Annotated in this window: 18 protein-coding genes; 16 read left to right on the top strand and 2 right to left on the bottom strand. The window is 39.9% G+C overall.

Translation table 11 applies throughout. From position 1 onward, the window contains the following. Positions 1-121: 121 nt before the first annotated feature. Both SYJ56_RS24940 and hemA read right to left on the bottom strand, forming a co-directional pair. Complete coding sequence (locus tag SYJ56_RS24940) at positions 122-1,687, bottom strand: WG repeat-containing protein (RefSeq protein WP_323838958.1); 1,566 nt, start codon at positions 1,685-1,687, stop codon at positions 122-124. A 94-nt stretch (positions 1,688-1,781) separates the two neighbouring features. After that, positions 1,782-3,047: a glutamyl-tRNA reductase gene (gene hemA / locus SYJ56_RS24945; protein ID WP_323838992.1), complete on the bottom strand. Its 1,266-nt coding sequence runs from the start codon at positions 3,045-3,047 to the stop codon at positions 1,782-1,784. Positions 3,048-3,243: 196 nt separating this feature from the next. Between hemA and SYJ56_RS24950 the strand changes: the two genes are divergently transcribed. The 16 genes from SYJ56_RS24950 (at position 3,244) to SYJ56_RS25025 (ending at position 19,624) form a co-directional block, all read left to right on the top strand. After that, positions 3,244-3,927, top strand: a complete 684-nt coding sequence (locus SYJ56_RS24950; protein ID WP_323838960.1) for a ComEA family DNA-binding protein — start codon at positions 3,244-3,246, stop codon at positions 3,925-3,927. 50 nt (positions 3,928-3,977) lie between these two features. Further along, positions 3,978-4,451, top strand: a complete 474-nt coding sequence (locus SYJ56_RS24955; RefSeq protein ID WP_323838962.1) for a type I restriction enzyme HsdR N-terminal domain-containing protein — start codon at positions 3,978-3,980, stop codon at positions 4,449-4,451. Between the two features lie 66 nt (positions 4,452-4,517). Continuing rightward, positions 4,518-5,231 (top strand): Crp/Fnr family transcriptional regulator, encoded by a 714-nt coding sequence (locus SYJ56_RS24960; RefSeq protein WP_323838964.1) that lies wholly within the window; start codon positions 4,518-4,520, stop codon positions 5,229-5,231. Positions 5,232-5,267: 36 nt separating this feature from the next. After that, a complete protein-coding gene (locus SYJ56_RS24965; protein WP_323838966.1) occupies positions 5,268-5,777 on the top strand; it encodes a rhodanese-like domain-containing protein in 510 nt (169 codons plus the stop codon). 92 nt (positions 5,778-5,869) lie between these two features. Then, positions 5,870-6,634: a DUF547 domain-containing protein gene (locus SYJ56_RS24970; RefSeq protein ID WP_323838968.1), complete on the top strand. Its 765-nt coding sequence runs from the start codon at positions 5,870-5,872 to the stop codon at positions 6,632-6,634. Between the two features lie 51 nt (positions 6,635-6,685). Then, positions 6,686-8,041, top strand: a complete 1,356-nt coding sequence (locus SYJ56_RS24975; RefSeq protein WP_323838970.1) for an NAD(P)/FAD-dependent oxidoreductase — start codon at positions 6,686-6,688, stop codon at positions 8,039-8,041. After that, positions 8,038-9,582, top strand: a complete 1,545-nt coding sequence (locus tag SYJ56_RS24980) for a 4Fe-4S binding protein (protein WP_323838972.1) — start codon at positions 8,038-8,040, stop codon at positions 9,580-9,582. The genes SYJ56_RS24975 and SYJ56_RS24980 overlap by 4 nt, the downstream gene beginning before the upstream one ends. Beyond that, positions 9,583-11,049, top strand: a complete 1,467-nt coding sequence (locus tag SYJ56_RS24985) for a cellulose synthase family protein (RefSeq protein ID WP_323838974.1) — start codon at positions 9,583-9,585, stop codon at positions 11,047-11,049. It begins immediately after the preceding gene. 6 nt (positions 11,050-11,055) lie between these two features. Further along, positions 11,056-11,748 carry a glycosyltransferase family 2 protein gene (locus SYJ56_RS24990; protein WP_323838976.1) on the top strand — a complete coding sequence of 231 codons (693 nt, stop codon included), beginning with the start codon at positions 11,056-11,058 and terminating at the stop codon, positions 11,746-11,748. A 54-nt stretch (positions 11,749-11,802) separates the two neighbouring features. Continuing rightward, positions 11,803-12,681 carry a hypothetical protein gene (locus SYJ56_RS24995; RefSeq protein WP_323838978.1) on the top strand — a complete coding sequence of 293 codons (879 nt, stop codon included), beginning with the start codon at positions 11,803-11,805 and terminating at the stop codon, positions 12,679-12,681. Continuing rightward, the gene (locus SYJ56_RS25000; protein WP_323838980.1) at positions 12,678-14,012 is read left to right on the top strand and encodes an MptA/MptB family glycosyltransferase; all 1,335 of its coding nucleotides are present in this window, start codon (positions 12,678-12,680) and stop codon (positions 14,010-14,012) included. The genes SYJ56_RS24995 and SYJ56_RS25000 overlap by 4 nt, the downstream gene beginning before the upstream one ends. Beyond that, on the top strand, positions 14,009-14,737 hold the full coding sequence (locus SYJ56_RS25005) for a hypothetical protein (RefSeq protein ID WP_323838982.1): 729 nt from the start codon (positions 14,009-14,011) through the stop codon (positions 14,735-14,737). Before SYJ56_RS25000 ends, SYJ56_RS25005 begins: the two co-directional genes overlap by 4 nt. Positions 14,738-14,767: 30 nt before the next feature. Continuing rightward, positions 14,768-15,517 carry a DUF6503 family protein gene (locus SYJ56_RS25010; protein ID WP_323838984.1) on the top strand — a complete coding sequence of 250 codons (750 nt, stop codon included), beginning with the start codon at positions 14,768-14,770 and terminating at the stop codon, positions 15,515-15,517. A gap of 6 nt (positions 15,518-15,523) precedes the next feature. Further along, a complete protein-coding gene (locus SYJ56_RS25015; protein WP_323838986.1) occupies positions 15,524-16,741 on the top strand; it encodes a bifunctional alpha/beta hydrolase/OsmC family protein in 1,218 nt (405 codons plus the stop codon). Further along, positions 16,738-17,778, top strand: a complete 1,041-nt coding sequence (locus SYJ56_RS25020; RefSeq protein WP_323838988.1) for a glycoside hydrolase family 113 — start codon at positions 16,738-16,740, stop codon at positions 17,776-17,778. The genes SYJ56_RS25015 and SYJ56_RS25020 overlap by 4 nt, the downstream gene beginning before the upstream one ends. A gap of 139 nt (positions 17,779-17,917) precedes the next feature. After that, positions 17,918-19,624 (top strand): hypothetical protein, encoded by a 1,707-nt coding sequence (locus tag SYJ56_RS25025; protein WP_323838990.1) that lies wholly within the window; start codon positions 17,918-17,920, stop codon positions 19,622-19,624. Positions 19,625-19,816 lie beyond the last annotated feature (192 nt).

Genomic DNA, 19,816 nt, shown 5'->3' on the forward strand with positions numbered 1-19,816 from the left:
AAATTTGAGGGAAGGCTGAAGCTGGACATCAATACGGAAAATTAATTAATTAGTTCCCTTCCCTTGGGGCACCCCAAGGGAAGGGAAGGACAGAGTTTAGCTAACACTCCCGAAAAGGGGCTCAGGCCCCTTTTTTGTTTTTCTTACTTGGTTCTTCGATGAGTTGAATCACTGTAGGAACATATTTACTTTTTGTGAAAATTTGCTCGTTAGCCCAATCCACTATAATATCTTCATAGGCCAAAGGAAGGATGACTTCACCAGCCTCGTTAATTACCCCAGTAAGTCCATCTTTTTGCACTATCACAAAATTCTTTCTCTCTCTTCTTAGTCTTTCAAATTCTGCCGGGATCACTACCTTGCCCTCACCATCGAGAAGCCCGGATTTCCCGGATTTACCAACCATAAAATAGCCGTCAGTAGTTCTATAAATGTCATCAAAGCCTTCGGTGTTAAGAATTGCTCCGTAGGTATTCAATAGGAAATACTTGCCATCGGCTTTTGCAATAGCCAAACCTTTCTCAAAAGGCTTGATAACTTCCCAATTTGCATCAGAGACGAGCTCTCCAGTGGAGCTTATCAATCCCCAGTTTTGGTTAGTTCTATATGCAGCGAGCTGCTCTGAAAACAAAGTTGTCTCGGCATATTGTGGTGAAATCACCCAAATGCCAGATGCGTTGACAAAACCAAAAGAGCCTTGTGACATTGCTGGGTAAAGGCCTTCACTTCCTGAGCTGATTTCTTCCACTTCAAGCATGGGTTGTACCAACCAGCCTTTTTTCCCTAAAAGCCCAATTCTATTATCTCGAAAATGTACATTATATAAATCCTTTCCGATTTTATTGACCTCTGTCATGCCTACATCATCTAGCAAGATCCCATCATCTTCCATGACACGCCGAAGTTTGCCATGAATGTACTCTAGCATAATATCATTCTCAAAAGTGATCTTATGAAATGAATTGTAGCGAATATTGGACTTAATGTCATTTCCTTCTATAAGCAAGTACTGATCTTGGTTGTATCCATAATAGAAATTGCCGTGGGTATGCTGTAGTGTCTCGATGATGGGATCCAATACATAGTTACCTTCTCTATTGATCAATCCATAACCACTTGCTTCTTTCGCCAATACGAACTCACCATCATTGTCTGAAAGGAGCTCAAAAGTTTTATCAGGATTGGGTGATAAGGGCATAGAATACGCATTCCCTTTTCGGACGATTATTACACCTGTATTTGTGATCTTAGCCTCATCAAGTTCTCCTAAATAAGTTGTTTTGTTAAACCCTCTTTGGAACAACCAGTATTCATTTCCTTTACTTGCCAAAAGCATATTGAAGTAGGTATCTATTTTTTCATATTCTAATGGCAAAACCTGCTGTCCATATTCATGAAATGCTCCTATTCCATTCGGCCCTTTGACAAGGATCCAAGGCTCTAAGTATTGGTATATCTCTGTTCCGACCAGTGAAACTGCGGGTCTCAAATCTCTTGATAATAACGAGAGGCTATTGCCAACTTTACCTATTCTCACAGCCTCACTAAGGAGAGCAATGTCATCATATATCAATCGGGATTGGAGCTGGATCTTAGTGTCATAAACTTCCCAAGATTGAGCCTGTGCGGCCTTAGGGATTAAAAAAGTGAGAAGGAAACTAACGAGTAGCGTAAATTTTTTATTCATTTAGATATAAGTTATTCGGAAAGGTCTTAAAGGTAAAATGACCAAAGGTTTGATTCAATCCTTTGGTCATTTTTATTAGATTTTGTAGTGCTAACTACTCTGTTTTCACTTTTTCCAGATCAAATAGGTCTGAAATAATTTGGATCATTTCCTCTGCTTGATCACGTTGGCAAGCTGCGCGAAGCTGTACGACCGGAACTTTGAGAATTTTCTGCATCATGCTCTTGGTGATTTTGTCGATCACAGCAAACTCCTTTTTGTCAGCATTTTTCATAAATCTCGCCATCTCTTCCTGACGGATTTGTTCTAAGGATTGCTTGAGCTTATTGATAGTGGGAGAAGCAATCATTTCCTTTTTCCAATCGAAAAAATCCTTGATGATTTCTTCTATTATTTCTTCAACCTTAGGGACAGATGCGAGTCTTTTTTCCAGTGTTTCAGAAGCTTTGCTACGAATGTTGTCTACATTATAAAGTACCACACCGGGGACGTCTTCAACAGAAGTTTCTATGCTTCGTGGCACAGAAAGATCTACTAGCAATTTATAGCTGTTAATCTGGAATTTTCTCAATAATTCCTTCGTGATAAACGGCTCAGGACGCTGAATAGAAGAGACAATGACGTCAGCTTCTTCCATTGCTTCTAAGCAATTCTCGAAAGGAACCACTTCAAAGCCCATTTCTGCAGCAATAGACGCTGCTTTGGACAAGGTTCTGTTTGTGATTTTGACTTTTGCACTAGGTAGATGAACCATATTCTTGGCTACATCTTCACCGATCTCTCCAACTCCGATTAATAATATTCTAGGTTCGAAAGTATTTGAAGTCAAGCTTTCTATCAATTCAATTGCAGCATAAGACAAAGATGCAGCCCCATCTCTGAAGGCAGTCTCCTGTACGATGCGCTTGTTGGTGAAAAAAACCGTGTGCATCAATCTATGAAGGAAAGGACCAGTCATATTCAAATCCGCGGAAGCTTGGTAAGCTCTTTTTACCTGATTTGAGATCTGAATGTCACCTACTACCTGAGCTTCCAGTCCCATCGATACTCTGAACAAATGCCTGATTGCAGCTTTGTCATCATTGAAAATCTCAAAATATTCTAAGTAATTAACGATGTCTGTCAGTCCTTTTTCAAGCCCGATCAACTTAATTATCTCAGTACTGATATCATGATCGTGATTATAATATACTTCTGTTCTATTGCAGGTAGAAAGTATCAAGGCGTCATTTAGGCTAAAAAAGTCTTTTATTTTCAGTAAAATGCCATGTACAGCCTTCTCATCCAGAGAGATGATTTCCCGGATTTGAACTGGTGCATTTTTATGTGATAAACTGAGTGCTCTAAATTTGACTTGCATCATGCTTAAGCTTGGACTGCAAATTTAACAGACAAAGACACGGGAAGTGTCCATTTTGGGAAGGCATCTGCTAATTTATAATCGGTCTAAATAATCATTTCTATGAATACTGTAAGTATAAGGGCTATTGATTTCTTAAGCTAATACTATTAACTTATGAGTCATTGATAGATTCTATTACTTTTTCAAAAGCACTATGAAAGCTAGATTTTTTTATTGGCTGAAAGTTTATCTGGGATTCTCCAGAAAGGAATCACGCGGATTCGTACTCTTTGTTCCTGTCTTACTTTTTCTAGTTATCTCCAAAGTTGCTTTCAAAGAAATTCGAAAGGCAAATGCTGAGGATTTTCACATCCGGTATTTAGCAACTATTGATAGTCTTGAGTCTTCTGGAGTTGCTATTATGAGTTCGCCATTTCCTGTCTTCAATCCCAAAGATACAATTGTTAAAAAGTCGAATTCGAAGCAACTTGAAAATCTTAATCGAATCCCATTTTCTGAAGCGGATTCCGTCACCCTGCAGATTGTGCCAGGAATAGGTCAAAGCACTGCAAGCAGGATCGTGAAGTTTAGAGAAAGTCTTGGTGGACTTTACTCCAAAAATCAGCTTAGTGATGTATATGGATTGAAACCGGAAACAATGGATGCGATCTGGGAATATTTTGATTTTTCCCCAGGTATTTTACGCAAAATTACTATCAATCAAGTTGAAATAGGAGACTTAGCTAAACATCCTTATTTCAGCTATGCTGAAGCGAAAGTTGTGATCGCTTATCGAAAGCAGCATGGTGATTTCCAATCTTCGGAGGAACTCAAGCAAATCAAGATTTTCAGGCAAGAATGGATTGATAAAATATCTCCATACCTCGATTTTCAATAGTTCGATCAATTCATTATTCCCAAGCGAGCTATTTTCCCCATCTTTGAACCATGGATTCTCATCTGGATCAGATTCAATTACCCAAACTCAATTTGCCGCATTTCGACCCTCAGCTTCTAGAGAAGGAAGGAAAGATGTGGATATTTGATTCGCTTCGCAAAAAGCAACTGGTTTTGACACCCGAAGAATGGGTTCGCCAGCATTGGATTAATTTCCTGATCTTTCCACTGAAATTTCCAAAGGGTCTTTTAGCATTGGAAAAAGGCTTAATCTACAATAAACTGATCAAACGGACTGATCTGGTGGTTTGGGATAAAAGTGGTAAACCTTATTTGCTAATTGAATGTAAGGCTCCCAAAGTCAAGTTAACTCAAAAAACTATTGAGCAGGCCTGCATGTATCATAAGGAGTTGAAAACTCCGTTTTTAATCATTAGCAACGGTATTCAGCATATTTGCCTGAGTTTTGATCATGTGAGTCAGCAGTTTACTCAGGAGAAAAACTTTCCCGAACCTCCTGTTTAAATCCTATGTTGTAAATTTGCACTTGAGATTTTTCTCAAAATTAAACTGAAATTACTTTTACTGAATATGTCTAAGACCTCTTCCGTTCACCCTTGTGATCTTTGTGCCAGTCGTAAGCTTTCGATGCTTTCTGATCTTACAGAGGAGCAGGCTTGCAATATTTCAGATAATAAAAACATGATCTCCCACAGGAAAGGGCAGGTACTCTATTACGAAGAGGCCAAGCCATTAGGGGTTTTTTGTGTAAATGAAGGGGTGATCAAGATCTTCAAAACTGCTTCCAACGGGAAAGAACAAATTATGCATTTGGCCAAGAAGGGTGACCTGCTAGGATATTCAGCATTGCTGGGAGAGGAAAATTACACCAATTCCGCCATGGTAATCGAAGATGCCAAGATTTGCTTTATTCCTAAAGAAACCTTCCTTAAGGCTTTGGTAAGCAACGGACCTTTTTTCAGAAGATTGACCAAAGCGCTCAGCCATGAAATAGGAGTGATGGAGGAGAAATTAGTAGATGCTTCGCAAAAGAGTATTCGAGAGCGTTTGGCATATTTGCTATTACAGCTAGCAAATTCTTATGGGCTCGATGGTGCAGGTAATCAGCAGATTGATTTGGTGCTGAGCCGAGAGGAGGTTGCTAGCTTGATTGGTACAGCCACCGAATCTGTCATTCGATTATTGTCAGAATTCAAAAAGGATAAACTCATAGAATTGAAAGGCAAAAAAATTGTGATTTTGGATAAGGAAGGTTTAGTGAAGCTTTCAGATTTTTATGCTTGAGTTGAACATAGCCGCTTTTATTGGGGTTAATGTGATATGAAGTCTTTCCTTGACAAATACATTATTGCGCTTTTACCACTACTCGTATTTTCCATTTTTTCTAGCCATGTAGAAGCTCAATCAATTGCTTATAAAGCTCTCTTAACTACACTATATGATGCTGATTTCCCTGTCCTGAAACCTTCTCAAGTGACTGATTTGAGTAATTATCAAGTATTAGATACTCGGGAAAAAGAGGAGTTTGAAGTCAGCCATCTAAAGGATGCAGTATGGGTTGGTTACGATACTTTTTCCCTGAATAATATAACTTCATTGGATAAAGAGCAACCCGTGTTGGTTTATTGCACAGTAGGAGTAAGATCTCAGGATATTGGGAAAAAGCTAAATGAAGCAGGATATACTGAGGTGTATAATTTGTATGGAGGTCTGATCGAATGGGTAAATGAGGACAAGCCGATTTTTCAAGGCGATTCTACTACGAAGAAAGTGCATACCTATTCCCAATCTTGGGGTATCTGGCTGACTAGAGGGGAAAAGGTTTATTAAAACTCCATTTTTGGTCTTCCATATGACCAATTCTTATTTCTCCACATCTTTATTTGGCATCGGATCGTAAATCAAACCTAAACACGTCCCCCATGAAAAACTTGAAAATCCATATCGCTTTTTTCCTCAGTATTATTCTTTTCAGTTGCCAAAGCTCGGTTCCAGGAATGGCTGAAACTACACCTCCAAGTCACAAGACATGGAATGAATTGCTCAAGGCAAATATCAGCGCAGACGGAACAGTTAATTACAAAGGATTTATCAAAGAAAAATCGAAGTTGGAGACCTATCTCAATAGCTTGAGTGAGAATGCTCCTGATCGTAAAACCTGGTCGAAAGATGAGCAACTAGCTTATTGGATCAATGCGTATAATGCGTTCACTGTAAAATTGATCGTGGATAATTATCCCGTGGAGAGTATCAAGGATCTTGGACCGTCGCTGAAGATTCCTTTGATCAAAGATGTGTGGCATTACAAGTTTTTCAAGATAGGAGGTCAAGAGTCCAGTTTGGACGAGATTGAGCATTCGATTTTGAGAAAAGAATTTGAAGAACCCCGAATCCATTTTGCCGTTAATTGCGCTTCTGTTTCCTGTCCGCCTTTGCTCAATGAAGCTTTCGAAGCTGCTACCATAGAGGCTCAGTTGGATAAGGTTGCCACCCGATTTATAAATGATCAAAGTAGAAATAAAATCTCCTCCGATGCCGTTCAGATTTCTTCGATATTCTCCTGGTTCAAAGGTGATTTCACCAAGAATGGTAGCCTAATTGACTTTTTGAATAAGTACAGTAAAGTCAAAATTAATTCTGATGCAAAAGTGTCGCATCTAGATTATGATTGGAATTTGAATGAATAGATTTAAGTTTTTGGTAAATTTCCAATTGTGCCCCCATCAAAACCAAACCTAATGAGTACAAAGCGCCATGTGGTCATCATCGGCAACGGAATAGCAGGAGTGACCTGCGCCAGACAGCTTCGAAAGCTCGATGAATCGGTTAGGATTACGCTAATTTCAGGTGAATCGAAGTACTTTTTCTCAAGAACTGCACTCATGTATGTCTTTATGGGGCATATGGAATTTGAGCATACCCAACCTTATGAGAATTGGTTTTGGGACAAAAACAGAATCGAATTGAAGGAAGGCTGGGTGAAATCAATCGACTTTAAAGCCAAGAATTTGCTTTTCCAATCTGGAGAAAATATAAGCTATGATGAGCTTGTGATCGCCACAGGGTCAAAGCCTAATAAATTTGGCTGGCCAGGTGAGGATCTGCAAGGTGTTCAAGGGTTATATTCCAAACAGGATCTTGAACTAATGGAGGAAAATACCCAGGAGGGGGTTCAACGAGCCGTAATAGTGGGTGGAGGATTGATCGGAATCGAGATGGCTGAAATGCTGGCTTATAAAAAGATTCCTGTGACTTTTCTAGTTCGGGAATCTGGCTTCTGGGACAATATACTGCCAAAGGAGGAATCAGAATTAGTGGGTAGGCATATGCGAGAGCACCATATTAATTTGCGACTGAATGAGGAACTGGAAGAAATCATTTCTGATCCGAATGCGAGGGCGAAAGCCGTCCGCACAAAATCAGGTGAGGAAATTCAATGCCAATTTGTAGGGCTTACTGCTGGGGTGACTCCAAATATTGATTTTCTCAGAAATACTGAATTAGAAGTCAACCGAGGCGTAAAGGTGGATTTTGGTTTCCAAACCAACATTCCAAATGTCTATTCTATTGGGGATTGTGCAGAGTTCCATGAAGCACCTGCATCGGACCGTAAATCGGTGGAGCAGGTTTGGTATACAGGAAGGATGCATGGAGAGACTTTGGGATATATTTTGGCAGGTAAAAAAGTGACCTACCAACCAGGTGTTTGGTTCAATTCAGCCAAATTCCTGGATATAGAATACCAGACCTATGGGACTGTACCTGCGAAATGGGATGTTGAGCAAGTAAAATCATTTTATTGGGAGCATGATAGCGGGAAAGTGGCTTTCCGCATGCTAATGGACTTAAACGGTCGAATTCAAGGAGTGAATAATTTCGGTTTTCGACTGAGACATGAGTTTTTCGATCAAGCTATCGGTGAAAAATGGACAGGAGCCAAGGTGATTTCAAAAATGGACAAAGCCAATTTCAACCCAGAGTTTTTTGCTCCTTATTATATAGCCATTCAAAAAGCATTTAAAAGTCAATTCGGAGGAGATATCAAAGTTTCCAAGAAGACATTTATCCAAAAACTATTCGGAGCAAGCGTATGAAGGTGATTCAAAGTATAGGCATTCTGTTGTTTTTGCTAGGCTTGACTGTCTTTACTGTGATGCCGTTTTTAGGTAATTACACGCTGACAGGGGAATTGGTTTTGGCCAATACCAAGGATATCCATCAGGACAAAATGTCGGAAATTCTCACACCAATGTACGGTGAAACCTATTCTTCCAATTTCTCATTTATTTCCGCTTTCAATGATAACTTCTCTTCATACAATGATGCCTTGAAGGAGGAATCAAAGTGGGACGAAGTGATTTGGGATGATTACAGCTTTTCGTTGGCACAAAGTTCACTCAGCAGCCCCGTCCGTGATAACCCTTGGCTTTTCTTGGCACTATCTATTGGTTTGGCTGTTTTGGGAGGATTGATGTACAATCTGCCAAAGCATAAAGACGAACCTGAAGGGATCAAAAACAACGGGATTTACCATTCTTCCATGAAGAATCGAGGTTGGATGGGAATGGTTACAGGCGCATATCTGATACTTTTCTACATCATTTTGTACTGGTTTCCAGCCTATATCGTGAATCCGGTTTGGATGGTGACTCCGCTGAGTATGATCCTCAGTGGTAATCCAGCAAGTCAGTGGTTTCTTTACGGTACGATTTATACGCTTGCGATCATTGTAATGGGCGTGCGGATGTTTCGTAAATACCGAGGCAATAAGTATCAGCAGCTGAGAACAGCTTCGGTGATGTTCTTCCAAACGGCTTTTGCGTTTTTGATTCCTGAAGTTCTTGTTTTACTAAATCAGCCATACTATGATTTCAAAAACATCTGGCCGCTCGATTACGATTTCTTCTACGATTACCAGATTGGTACGTTCTTAAGTTCTGGTGGAGTAGGTATGTTTATGTTGATTTGGGGGATTTTGCTGATCATTATAGGTGTACCGGTTTTCACTTATTTCTTTGGCAAAAGATGGTATTGCTCTTGGGTTTGCGGCTGTGGAGGGTTAGCAGAGACAGTCGGAGATCCGTACCGGCAGCTTTCGGACAAGTCTTTGAAAGCCTGGAAATATGAGCGTGTAATCGTACACAGTGTATTGGTGCTTGCTGTAGTGATGACTGTGGTGACCATTGCCAATTACTTTTCAGGCTTTGCTCTTTTGGGGAATGTCACAAACCAATTACATTCGTTCTATGGTTTTGCGATTGGGTCGGTATTCGCAGGCGTGGTCGGTACTGGCTTTTATCCATTTATGGGTAATCGGGTTTGGTGCAGATTTGGTTGTCCGTTGGCTGCATATCTTGGCATAGTGCAGCGTTTCAAATCACGATTCAGAATCACCACAAACGGAGGCCAGTGTATTTCCTGCGGCAATTGTTCAACCTATTGTGAAATGGGAATCGATGTTCGCTGGTATGCTCAGCGGGGTCAGGAAATAGTGAGAGCTAGCTGCGTGGGTTGTGGAGTCTGCTCAGCAGTTTGTCCGCGGGGAGTGCTGAAATTGGAAAATGGTTCTGAGAAAAACCGAATCAACGAAATGCCAATAATCATTGGAAATGATTCCATCAAGTTAAATGCGTAAATGATTCTCTTATATATTTTGATTGGGATTTATGCCCTGGGGATGCTGTTTATTTTCATATACAGTCTTGCTCAAGGGCATTTGCTTTTGAAGTTTCTTAGTGCAAAAAAGTCATTGGAGCAGATGCCTCATGTTTCACCTGAAGCTTGGCCAAAAGTCACTGTACAGCTACCAATCTACAATGAACTCTATGTAGTGGATCGTTTGATAGAGGCAGTTTCCCGGATGAATTATCCTTCAGAATTACTCGAAATTCAGGTGCTGGATGACAGCACTGATCAAACCGCAGAGTTGATCCAAAAGAAAATGCTGGAGTTTCCTGATATCAATCTCAAATACATTCATCGAAAGGACAGATCAGGTTTTAAAGCAGGAGCCTTGAAAGAAGGTTTGACTAAAGCCAGCGGGGAATTTATCGCAATTTTCGATGCGGATTTTGTGCCCGATCCTGATTTTTTGCTGAAAACGATTCCTTATTTCTCTTCAGCAAAAGTCGGGATGGTCCAAACCCGCTGGACGCATTTAAATAAAAATTATTCGCTGTTGACACGCTTGCAGGCATTTGCGCTGGATGCACATTTTTTGATTGAGCAGATTGGAAGAAATAGCCAGCATGCCTTTATCAATTTTAACGGAACCGGTGGTATTTGGCGAAAGTCCTGTATTGTCGATGCAGGAGACTGGCAGGATGATACGCTGACAGAGGATTTGGATTTGAGCTACCGTGCCCAGCGCAAAGGATGGGAGTTTGTTTATAGACCGGAAATTGAATCTCCGGCAGAACTTCCTCCGATCATGTCGGCAGTGAAGTCCCAGCAATTTCGCTGGACCAAAGGAGGTGCAGAATGCGCAGTGAAGCATGCCAAAGCGGTTTTGATAGAGAATCTTCCTTTTTCTACTAAATTTCACGCGATGGCGCATCTGTTCAATAGTACCATTTTCATTGCTATTTTGCTAGTAAGTCTGAGCAGTATAGGAGTGTGGTGGGCTGGGACGCAAGGCATGATTTCAGCCAATCTGTTCAAAATTGCAGGACTGTTTATGATCGGTTTTGTGATTATTGCCGGTGTGTATTTGGTTGCGTATTTCTATGAAAAGAGAAGTTTTTGGAGAAGCTTGATTCAGGCCATCTACATGTTGCCATTATTCCTGTCGGTATCTATGGGCTTGGGCTTGCACAATGCCCAGGCAGTTTGGGAAGGTCTTTCCGGTAAAAAATCACCCTTTATCCGCACTCCAAAGTTCAATCTGGAAAGTGGTTCCGGTCTAGAAACAAATCGATACATCAAGTTCAAAATTCCGGTTACAACCTGGATGGAAGGGGTTTTAATGCTTGTATTTTCAGCAATGGTATTTCTTCACATTTATTGGCAAACTTTCGAGATGCTTCCTTTTCACCTGATGCTGGCGGTAGGATACGGACTAGTGTTCTTTTCATCATTCAAAGCCTATAGTTTGGCTAACTAATCCTTCATGCATAACCCACCAATTATTGATGTAATCATTCCTGCCTACAATGAGGAGAACTCCATTCCAAAGGTAATTGGGGATATTCCATCACTTGTCAGAAATGTGGTAGTAGCAAATAACAACTCTACAGACAGCACAGGAAAAGTAGCGGAAATGGCTGGGGCAAAAGTGGTTTTCGAACCTCAGAAAGGCTATGGAAAAGCATGCTTGACTGCAATGGATTGGATCAAAAAGCAGGAAATCCAACCCGATATAGTTGTCTTTTTGGATGGGGATTACAGCGATTATCCAGAAGAATTGCTGGATTTGATTAAGCCTATTTTGGCCCAAAAAGCAGAATTGGTGATTGGGTCCAGAGCCTTGGGAGAGCGGGAATCCGGTTCGATGACGTTTCCTCAGGTATTTGGAAATTGGTTGGCAACCACGATGATGAAGTATATGCAGGGAGCTGAATTCTCTGACTTGGGTCCGTTTCGGGCGATTGTTTGGCAGAAGCTTCTTGAACTGAATATGGTCGATCAGAACTTTGGTTGGACTATAGAAATGCAGATCAAAGCGCATAAGGAAGGACTTCGTTACACAGAGGTTCCTGTGAATTATAGAAAGAGAATAGGTGTCTCGAAAGTAAGCGGAACGGTAAAGGGAGTAATTGGTGCAGGATATAAGATAATTTACACCATTTTCAAGTATTGGTAATTCGCAGAATTAAGTATGAAGACCTAGGAATGGATTTTTTGTAATTTTAACCCTATGAGAAATTTATTCATCCCTGTCCTTCTTTTATTTCTGATTAGTTCCTGTAATTCCACCGGGAGGAAAGCCATTGATGAGGAGGAGTTTGCTTCTCGCTGGTATCAGGATAAAGCGGAGATCAATGTCTTTGAGCTAAAACAAATGCGGTATGGAGAGGAGCGTGAAGGCGAGGCCGTGATGATTTTTGTGACGGAGGATTTTTCGAAGAGAAAGCAAGTCAAACTTGACAATCCTTCTGATGCTGGAAAAGACGCCATGAAGGTAATGAAACTGAATATGACCCGTGATTTTGTGACAGGAGTTTATCCATACCACACCATGCTGTCGGTTTTTACGCCAGTTTATGCTGATCTGAAGTCTCCTAAAATCACCGCATCTGTCACCGAATGGTGCGGTCAGTCTTTTATGCAGCTAAATTCAAAAAACAATAAGTATTCAGTAAAGTTATTCTCGTATTTCGAGTCGGAAGGCGATCAGGAATTGTCCATAAGCGCTATGGCTGAAGATGAGATTTTCAATTTAATCAGACTTAATCCGGATCTGGTGCCAACAGGTCATCTGATATTAATTCCAAGTTTAATTTATAATCGCTTTACCCATCATCCTCTAAACTCTCAAAGTGCAGTAATTTCCAAGCGTAAGACAGGTTCGAATCAAGCTGAAGTAGAAGTGATTTATGAGGAAATCGGAAGAAAATTACTCATCAAATACGTGGATGCTTTTCCGTATGAAATCATGTCTTGGCAAGAAACACAAACCAAGGAAGACGGCACTGAAGAGGTCACTTCTGCAGTTCGTAAAAGTGTCCAAATGCTGGATTATTGGAGAAAAAACGGACTTCAGAATGAGTCGATTCGCAAAATCTTAGGGCTTTGAGAAAGCCAATTAGACGGCTTCTGATTCTTTTGATTTTTCTGCTGATGGCGGCAGGATTTATCTTTTTAGGCTATGTTATTTCCAGAGAAAATTTCTGGTTGACTTTCACGGTTTTTACATTTCTGTTTGCCGGAATGGTCGGTATTTATTTTCTGACAAATCAGCTCAAGTGGGGTTGGATATTTGTGGCAGGTTTGGTCCTTAGGTACGCTTTATTACCTGCATTTCCCAGTTGGTCAGATGACTATTACCGTTTTCTATGGGACGGAGAACTGGTAAAAATGAGTGAAAATCCCTATTCGGAAACACCCGAAGATTGGCTACGGAATTATCCTGAAAGTTCGAATACCTATCTGGAGAATCTTTTCCTAGGAATGAATTCCCCTCAATATTTTTCTGTGTATCCGCCTTTGAATCAGGCAATATTCTTCCTCGCTGCTTGGGGAGCAAACCTTAATACTCAAACAGGGATTCTGATATTAAGAGTAATCTTGATATTGGGGGAAATTGGTGTTTTCTTCCTTTTGCTAAAACTTTTTGACCACTTTCAGATTCCAACAATCAGGCTTATTTTATATTGGTTGAATCCACTGGTTATCATGGAAATCACCGGTAATCTTCATTTTGAAGGATTGGTGCTACTGCTTTTGCTTGCTTCGCTGTATGCCTTAAGCAAAAATAGAGATGGACTTTCAGGAGGGTTTTGGGGACTTTCAATTGGGATGAAATTGTTGCCTTTGATGCTGATCCCGACTTATGTCTCATTTACGAAAACCAGAAGATCCAACCCTTTCTGGCTGGGATCAAGCATTGCTGTTATCGCTAGTTTTGGCTGGCTTTTGATAGATGATTCATGGGTTAATTTCCTCCAAAGTCTCAGGCTATATCAAGGAAAATTTGAATTCAATGCTTCCATTTATTACCTGCTTCGGGAGGCAGGCTATTGGGTAAAAGGTTACAATATCATCGGGGAAATAACCCCGATTCTAAGTGGGATCACTTTGGTTGGAATTATATATTTTACATGGAAAAGGAAGCCTCAAAATCTCTTGCAACTTGCGGATCTCTGGGTGTTGGTTTATTTGATTTATCTTGTTTTGCAGCCCGTAGTCCATCCCTGGTATCTGATTCCGGCGTTTGGCTTGAGCCTACTGACCGATAAAAAAGCTTTTTTTATTTGGACTTTTGCAGTGGTATTTTCGTACCAAGCCTACAGCAATTCTAGGTACCACGAAAGTTCACTATTTCTATTCATAGAATATTTCCTTCTTTATTCGGCTATTTATTGGGACTATTTTAGATCAAAACACAAATCGATAATAACTACATGACTTATAGATTTCTATTATCATTCGCTTTATCACTATTCATTTTTTCCTGCTCCCCAAGTCCAGAAAAGCAGGCTCAGGAACTTATCGAAAAATCAATCGAAGCGCATGAACTTTCTAAGAAGTGGGAGAATGTGACAATTATCAAATTCAAGAAAAGTACACGCATACTGGATGAAAATGGAAAAGTGGAAAATGAATCTGAACAATGGGTAGAATTTCGCCTAAAACCCTACTTCGAAGCTAAATTGACTTGGGAGAAAGACAGTGTTCTGCATGTAGCCAATTTCAACGGAAGCAAAATGAGCTATCAAATGGGCGGGAATGCAATTCAGAACGAGGGCTTTTTAAAAGCTAAAAAATCTGAAATTGATGCAGCCTATTTTGCTTTTGCGCAGCCGTGGATTCTTTTGGATGAGAATGCTAATTTGATTTATGAAGGGCAGAAGACATTTGATGATGGTCGAAATGTAGAATCTGTTCGAGTGGATTATGGTAAAGATTCAGCTATCAGTTGGTTTTACTTAGATACGGTTTCTTCTCAAGTTCTTGCAAATGAAATTCATGCCAACGATCATAAGAGCCTAATCGAAAATGTTTCATACAATGAGTTAACAGGCTTTTTACTTGTAAAAGAGCAGAAGAGTTATAGAATTAATGATACAGGCAAAAAGATGTTTTTGCAGACGGAGTTTTTATATTCTGATTATGAAGTAACTTTTGAATAAGTAATGATTTATCCATTAATAATCAGAATAATGAAATTGAAATACCTTTTTATCTTCCTACTTGGCTTAGCTGTTTTTTCTTCATGTGAGTCGCGTACTGAAGCTGAAATAATTGTCGATAAGGCAATAGAAGCACATGGAGGAGAAGCATATACTAATTCGAAAATTGAGTTTGATTTCAGGGATATTCACTACACTATTTTCAAGACATCTGATCGGTACGAATACATCCGCGAATTTTCACACTCCTCTGGAAATGTGATTGACGTGCTGAACAATGAGGGTTTTGAAAGAACAGTCAATGGGGCAAAAATCGATACGCTTTCGGAAGAGTGGATTGGTAAATATTCCCGCTCAGTTAATTCGGTGGCTTATTTTGCTTTTCTTCCTTATGGGCTTAATGATCCTTCCGTTTTCAAAACTTCCTTAGGCGAGACCGAAATTAACGGGGAAAAATACAACTTGATCAAAGTGACTTTTGCTGAGGAAGGTGGTGGTGAGGATTTTGACGATGAGTTTTTGTACTGGATAGGCACCGACGATTCTTTTGTAGATTATATGGCGTACAGCTATCATACGGATGGAGGTGGTGTAAGAATGCGGGAAGTGAGTGCTGTGAAGGAAATAGGTGGTATTCGATTTCAAAACTACCTGAATTTCAAGCCTGAAGATGAGAGTTTGCCTGTAGATAATATGCAGGAACTTTATGAATCCGGTGATTTAGAATTACTTTCAGAGATAAATTTGGAGAATATTAAGGTTGAATCGTTGAACAGGTAACCCAAAATGAATCCTAAACGACTGACATTCACTAATAGAAATGACCTTGAACTGGCTGCACACTTGTATTTGCCAGCTGATCAGAAACCGCATTTTTTTGCAATTTTTGCGCATTGTTTCACCTGTTCTAAAAACTTCTCGGCCGTCACTCGAATTTGTACTGCGCTTTCACAAAATGGAATAGCAGCTTTAAGCTTCGATTTCACGGGACTTGGGATGAGTGAAGGGGAATTTGCAGAGTCAACTTTTACCAGTAATGTGAGTGATTTGCTGGATGCTGCCGATTTTCTATCCAAAGAATATCAGGCGCCCAAAATGCTTATCGGTCATTCGCTTGGAGGCGCTGCAGTGTTATATGCGGCAACTGAGATGAGTGAAGTAGAAGCTATAGTTACGATTGCTGCACCCGCATTTCCGGGACATGTACGTAATTTGTTTACAAACAGCATTGAAGAGATAGAGGAAAGCGGAAGTGCGTCAGTGAAAATTGGCGTCCGTCCTTTTCATATCAGCAAGAGTTTTGTCGATGATTTGGAGCAAAAGCCATTGGCTACTTTTTTGAAAAAGCTAAAGAAGTCTCTCCTTATCATGCATTCTCCTCAGGATGAAATCGTGGAAATCAACAATGCGGCGGAGATTTACAATGCGGCTTTTCACCCTAAAAGCTTTATCTCACTGGATGGTGCTAATCATTTGGTTTCTAACCCCAAGGACAGTGAATACATCGCAGAAGTGATTGGAAGCTGGAGCAAGCGGTATGTGCTGGTAGAAGAGGAAAATCGGGTTAATGATACACGTGGAAATCAGGTTTTCGTAAGGCTGTCCGGAGAGAAATACACCACGGAAGTGATGACACCAAATCACCACTTGATCGCTGATGAGCCGGCCGAAGTAGGTGGGGCTGACCTGGGTCCCAATCCCTATGACTTACTGATGGCTTCTCTAGGAAGCTGTACTGCCATGACCCTGAAAATGTATGCTGAACGGAAGAAATGGCCATTGGAGCAGGTCTCTGTTTTTCTCAACCATGAAAAAGTTCACTTGGCTGACAGTACTCATCCAGAAGAAAATTCTGCAAAAGTCAGCCAGTTTACCCGGATCATAGAAATCGAAGGCGAGTTGGATTCTGAGCAAAGACAGAAACTATTGGAAATTTCTAATAAATGTCCCGTGCATCGCACACTTCAGGAGGAGATCATCATTCAAACCATGTTAGCAAAATGAAAAAGACCTGGTCCAGGAATTATCTGCTGAGTTCTGTTCTGGTTATCCTAGGGCTGGGTTTGTGGGCGATTTTTCCTTTGCAGCCAGACTTAATTACTGTTACCAAAAAATGGAAAGGTGTGTGTTGGGTAGGAAGTCGGTCGCCGCTTTTGGGGCCAGAATTGGAGGCATTGAAGGTAATTGGAGCAGATGCAATTTCTCAAACTCCATTTGGCTGGCAAAGTGAAAAGAATACTCCTGAGATCCGCTGGGATACGCATAACGAAAACAAATGGTGGGGTGAATCATCAGCAGGAATTAAAGCAACGTTTGATTCTTCCGCTAGACATGGTATCATGAATATGCTCAAGCCGCACCTATGGGTTCGTGGGAGTTGGCCGGGTGAGATTGAGATGAAGAGTGAGGAGGATTGGAAACTTTGGTTTGAGAATTACGAGGGTTTTATTCTGGATTATGCTAAAATGGCTGAGGCGCATCAGATTCCAATACTGTGCGTGGGTACTGAGTTGGAATTGACTTCGACACGTGAAGCAAACTGGAGAAAGGTGATTTCTGAAATCCGAAAAGTCTATTCAGGTAAGCTGATTTATGCTGCCAATTTCACGGAATTTGAGCATGTGGAATTCTGGGATGCATTGGATTATATTGGAATTCAAGCCTATTTTCCACTTTCTACGAAAACAAATCCTAAACTTGCAGATTTAAAATCAGGTTGGAAAAAGCATTTGCCAAAAATCGAAAAGCTAGTTGCTCAGTATCAAAAGCCTGTGATGTTCACTGAGATTGGCTATTGCAACACGGTAGACGCAGCAATGGAACCTTGGGTTTGGCCAAATGAGCGTAAGGAAACTGAACTTTCTGAAGAAATGCAGGCGCTTTGTTATGAGGCATTTTTTGAAACAGCTTGGCAAAAGAGCTGGATGGCTGGTGTTTTTTTCTGGAAATGGTATCCAGAGGGGAAGCATCGTGAACCAGATTTTACCCCGCAGGGAAAAATGGCAGAGCAGGTTATGCAGAAATATTTTTCGATGGATTGAATTCTAAAAGCAAGAATCCATAACTTAAGAGTATTAGAATCAAAAGATTATATATAGAAAACTCCGCATTTAAGAATAAATGTTGGTTGAGTTGAGGAGTGCAACTCTTCTGAGTGAAATGTCACTAATTATTTAACCTATGAAAACGATAAGGATTTTTATTGCCTCTTCATCGGAACTGAAAGAGGATAGGGAAGAGTTTAGAGCTTTTATTTCCCGGGAAAATGATCGTTTACATACCAAAGGGATCTACCTGAAATTGGAGCAGTGGGAATTTTTTAAAGATTCGATTTCAAGTACTAGGCTTCAAGATGAATATAATGAGGCCATAAGACAGAGTGATATGGTTTTGTGCCTTTTCTATACCAAAGTAGGGAAGTACACATCAGAAGAATTTTATACTGCCTACGAGATTTTTAAAGCTCAAGGTAAACCTCGGATCTGGACGTATTTCAAGAATGCCTCAATTAATGTAGGTTCTATTACAGATGAAATAAATACGCTTTTAGAATTTAAAAAGAAGTTAGGTGATCTAGGTCATTTTCACACTGAATATACTTCCATTGACAATCTGATTAACAAATACAGAAGTCAGTTAGATATGATTTTGCCCGAATACGAATCGAGTTCAAGTTCTGAGCCGGCGGATAAGGGAAAAGAAAACCAAGTCAAAATAGAGACTGAAGTTATAGAGAATACTTTTAATGAAGTGCTTACGAGCAGACTGCTTATTGCGATTAGTAAGCATAACAGGAAAGCAGGAGATTTTTTAGCTGCCAATGGTGATTGGGCTGAAAATAAACAGTTGATTCAGACTGCTAAGCGCATTATCATAAATGGATATGTGGGAGTTATTGGTGTTCAAATTAGGAAGTTGATGTCAATAGGCGAGGAAGAGTACTCGGAAAATAAGATGATGCGGTATCTTGAGCATTGTCAAATTACCGCTAAAAGGGGGATCCAGCTAATTTGTTATGCATTGATATCTGCTTTATGGGATTATCAGTTGAATATAAAAGTCAAATTCTCTAGTTCCCAAACAAACGTTCTGGTCAATTTTTTCAGAAACTCTGCCGATGAAGATATCCTTGCTTTCTTGGAATTATTGCGGAATCTTCTGGAAGTATATCATGAAAATAAATTAGAGTTTTTGATATCTGAATCCTTAGACCTACTTCCAGGACTAAAAGAAGAAAGTGAATTCAAATCAGCCTGTGAAAAACTGAATGAGGTATCCCAATTAATCAATAATTCATCTTACCAGTTAAATGATTGTATAGAGGCAGAAATGAATCTTGCAATTGTGCTAGAAAATTTAAGCTTCTTGTCTGAATATAGGATGATCTCCATCAATCAGATTGATTATAATCAACAGCGGAATGATGCAGAGGGTTTGTATTTACATAATTACACGCTCTTAGTTGGGGAAAACAAAGTAAACGATAGCAGCCAGGGTAACGTGAGACGAGAATCCTCACCGGTAATTTCACATGCCGTGATCATATTTAAAGACAACTATAGGAAGAATATTAATCTAGATCCTTTTATAATAGATTTTAATGGACTAAAACTGTCTGGAGGCTCAAAAATCTGCTTTTATTCTTATTGTAATACCTATGATGACCTTAATCTAAACTATAGTTTTATAGAAGATAGAAGTAAGGAAATCATTACAAAATCAAGTAATCCCAAACCGAACGATTCCAACTTAAATTCTCTCAATTCATGGCTATCTAAAAAGGAAAACAGGATAGATATGAACTTTGATAAGGTTTATAGTTTGTTTTATGAAGCTAAAAGGACCTTGATAGGAATAGAAGAAGAATCTACTGAAGATTTATTTTAATTTTTTCAATTCACCTAAGCTATTTCTCATGAAAAAATATCCTTTCAAATTTCTAGACTCCTATCAAAGAGAAGACAGAGGTAAGACCGTTGCAAAAGAATTGTCTTGAAAAACTTCAGGGATTTTTCGTCTTTTTTCACTCCATTTTTTGTTTTTAGATTGGAAAAAATCAATCATATCCTTTTAAGAGGC

It is taken from the genome of Algoriphagus aurantiacus (genome assembly GCF_035156405.1).
GTDB lineage: Bacteria > Bacteroidota > Bacteroidia > Cytophagales > Cyclobacteriaceae > Algoriphagus > Algoriphagus aurantiacus.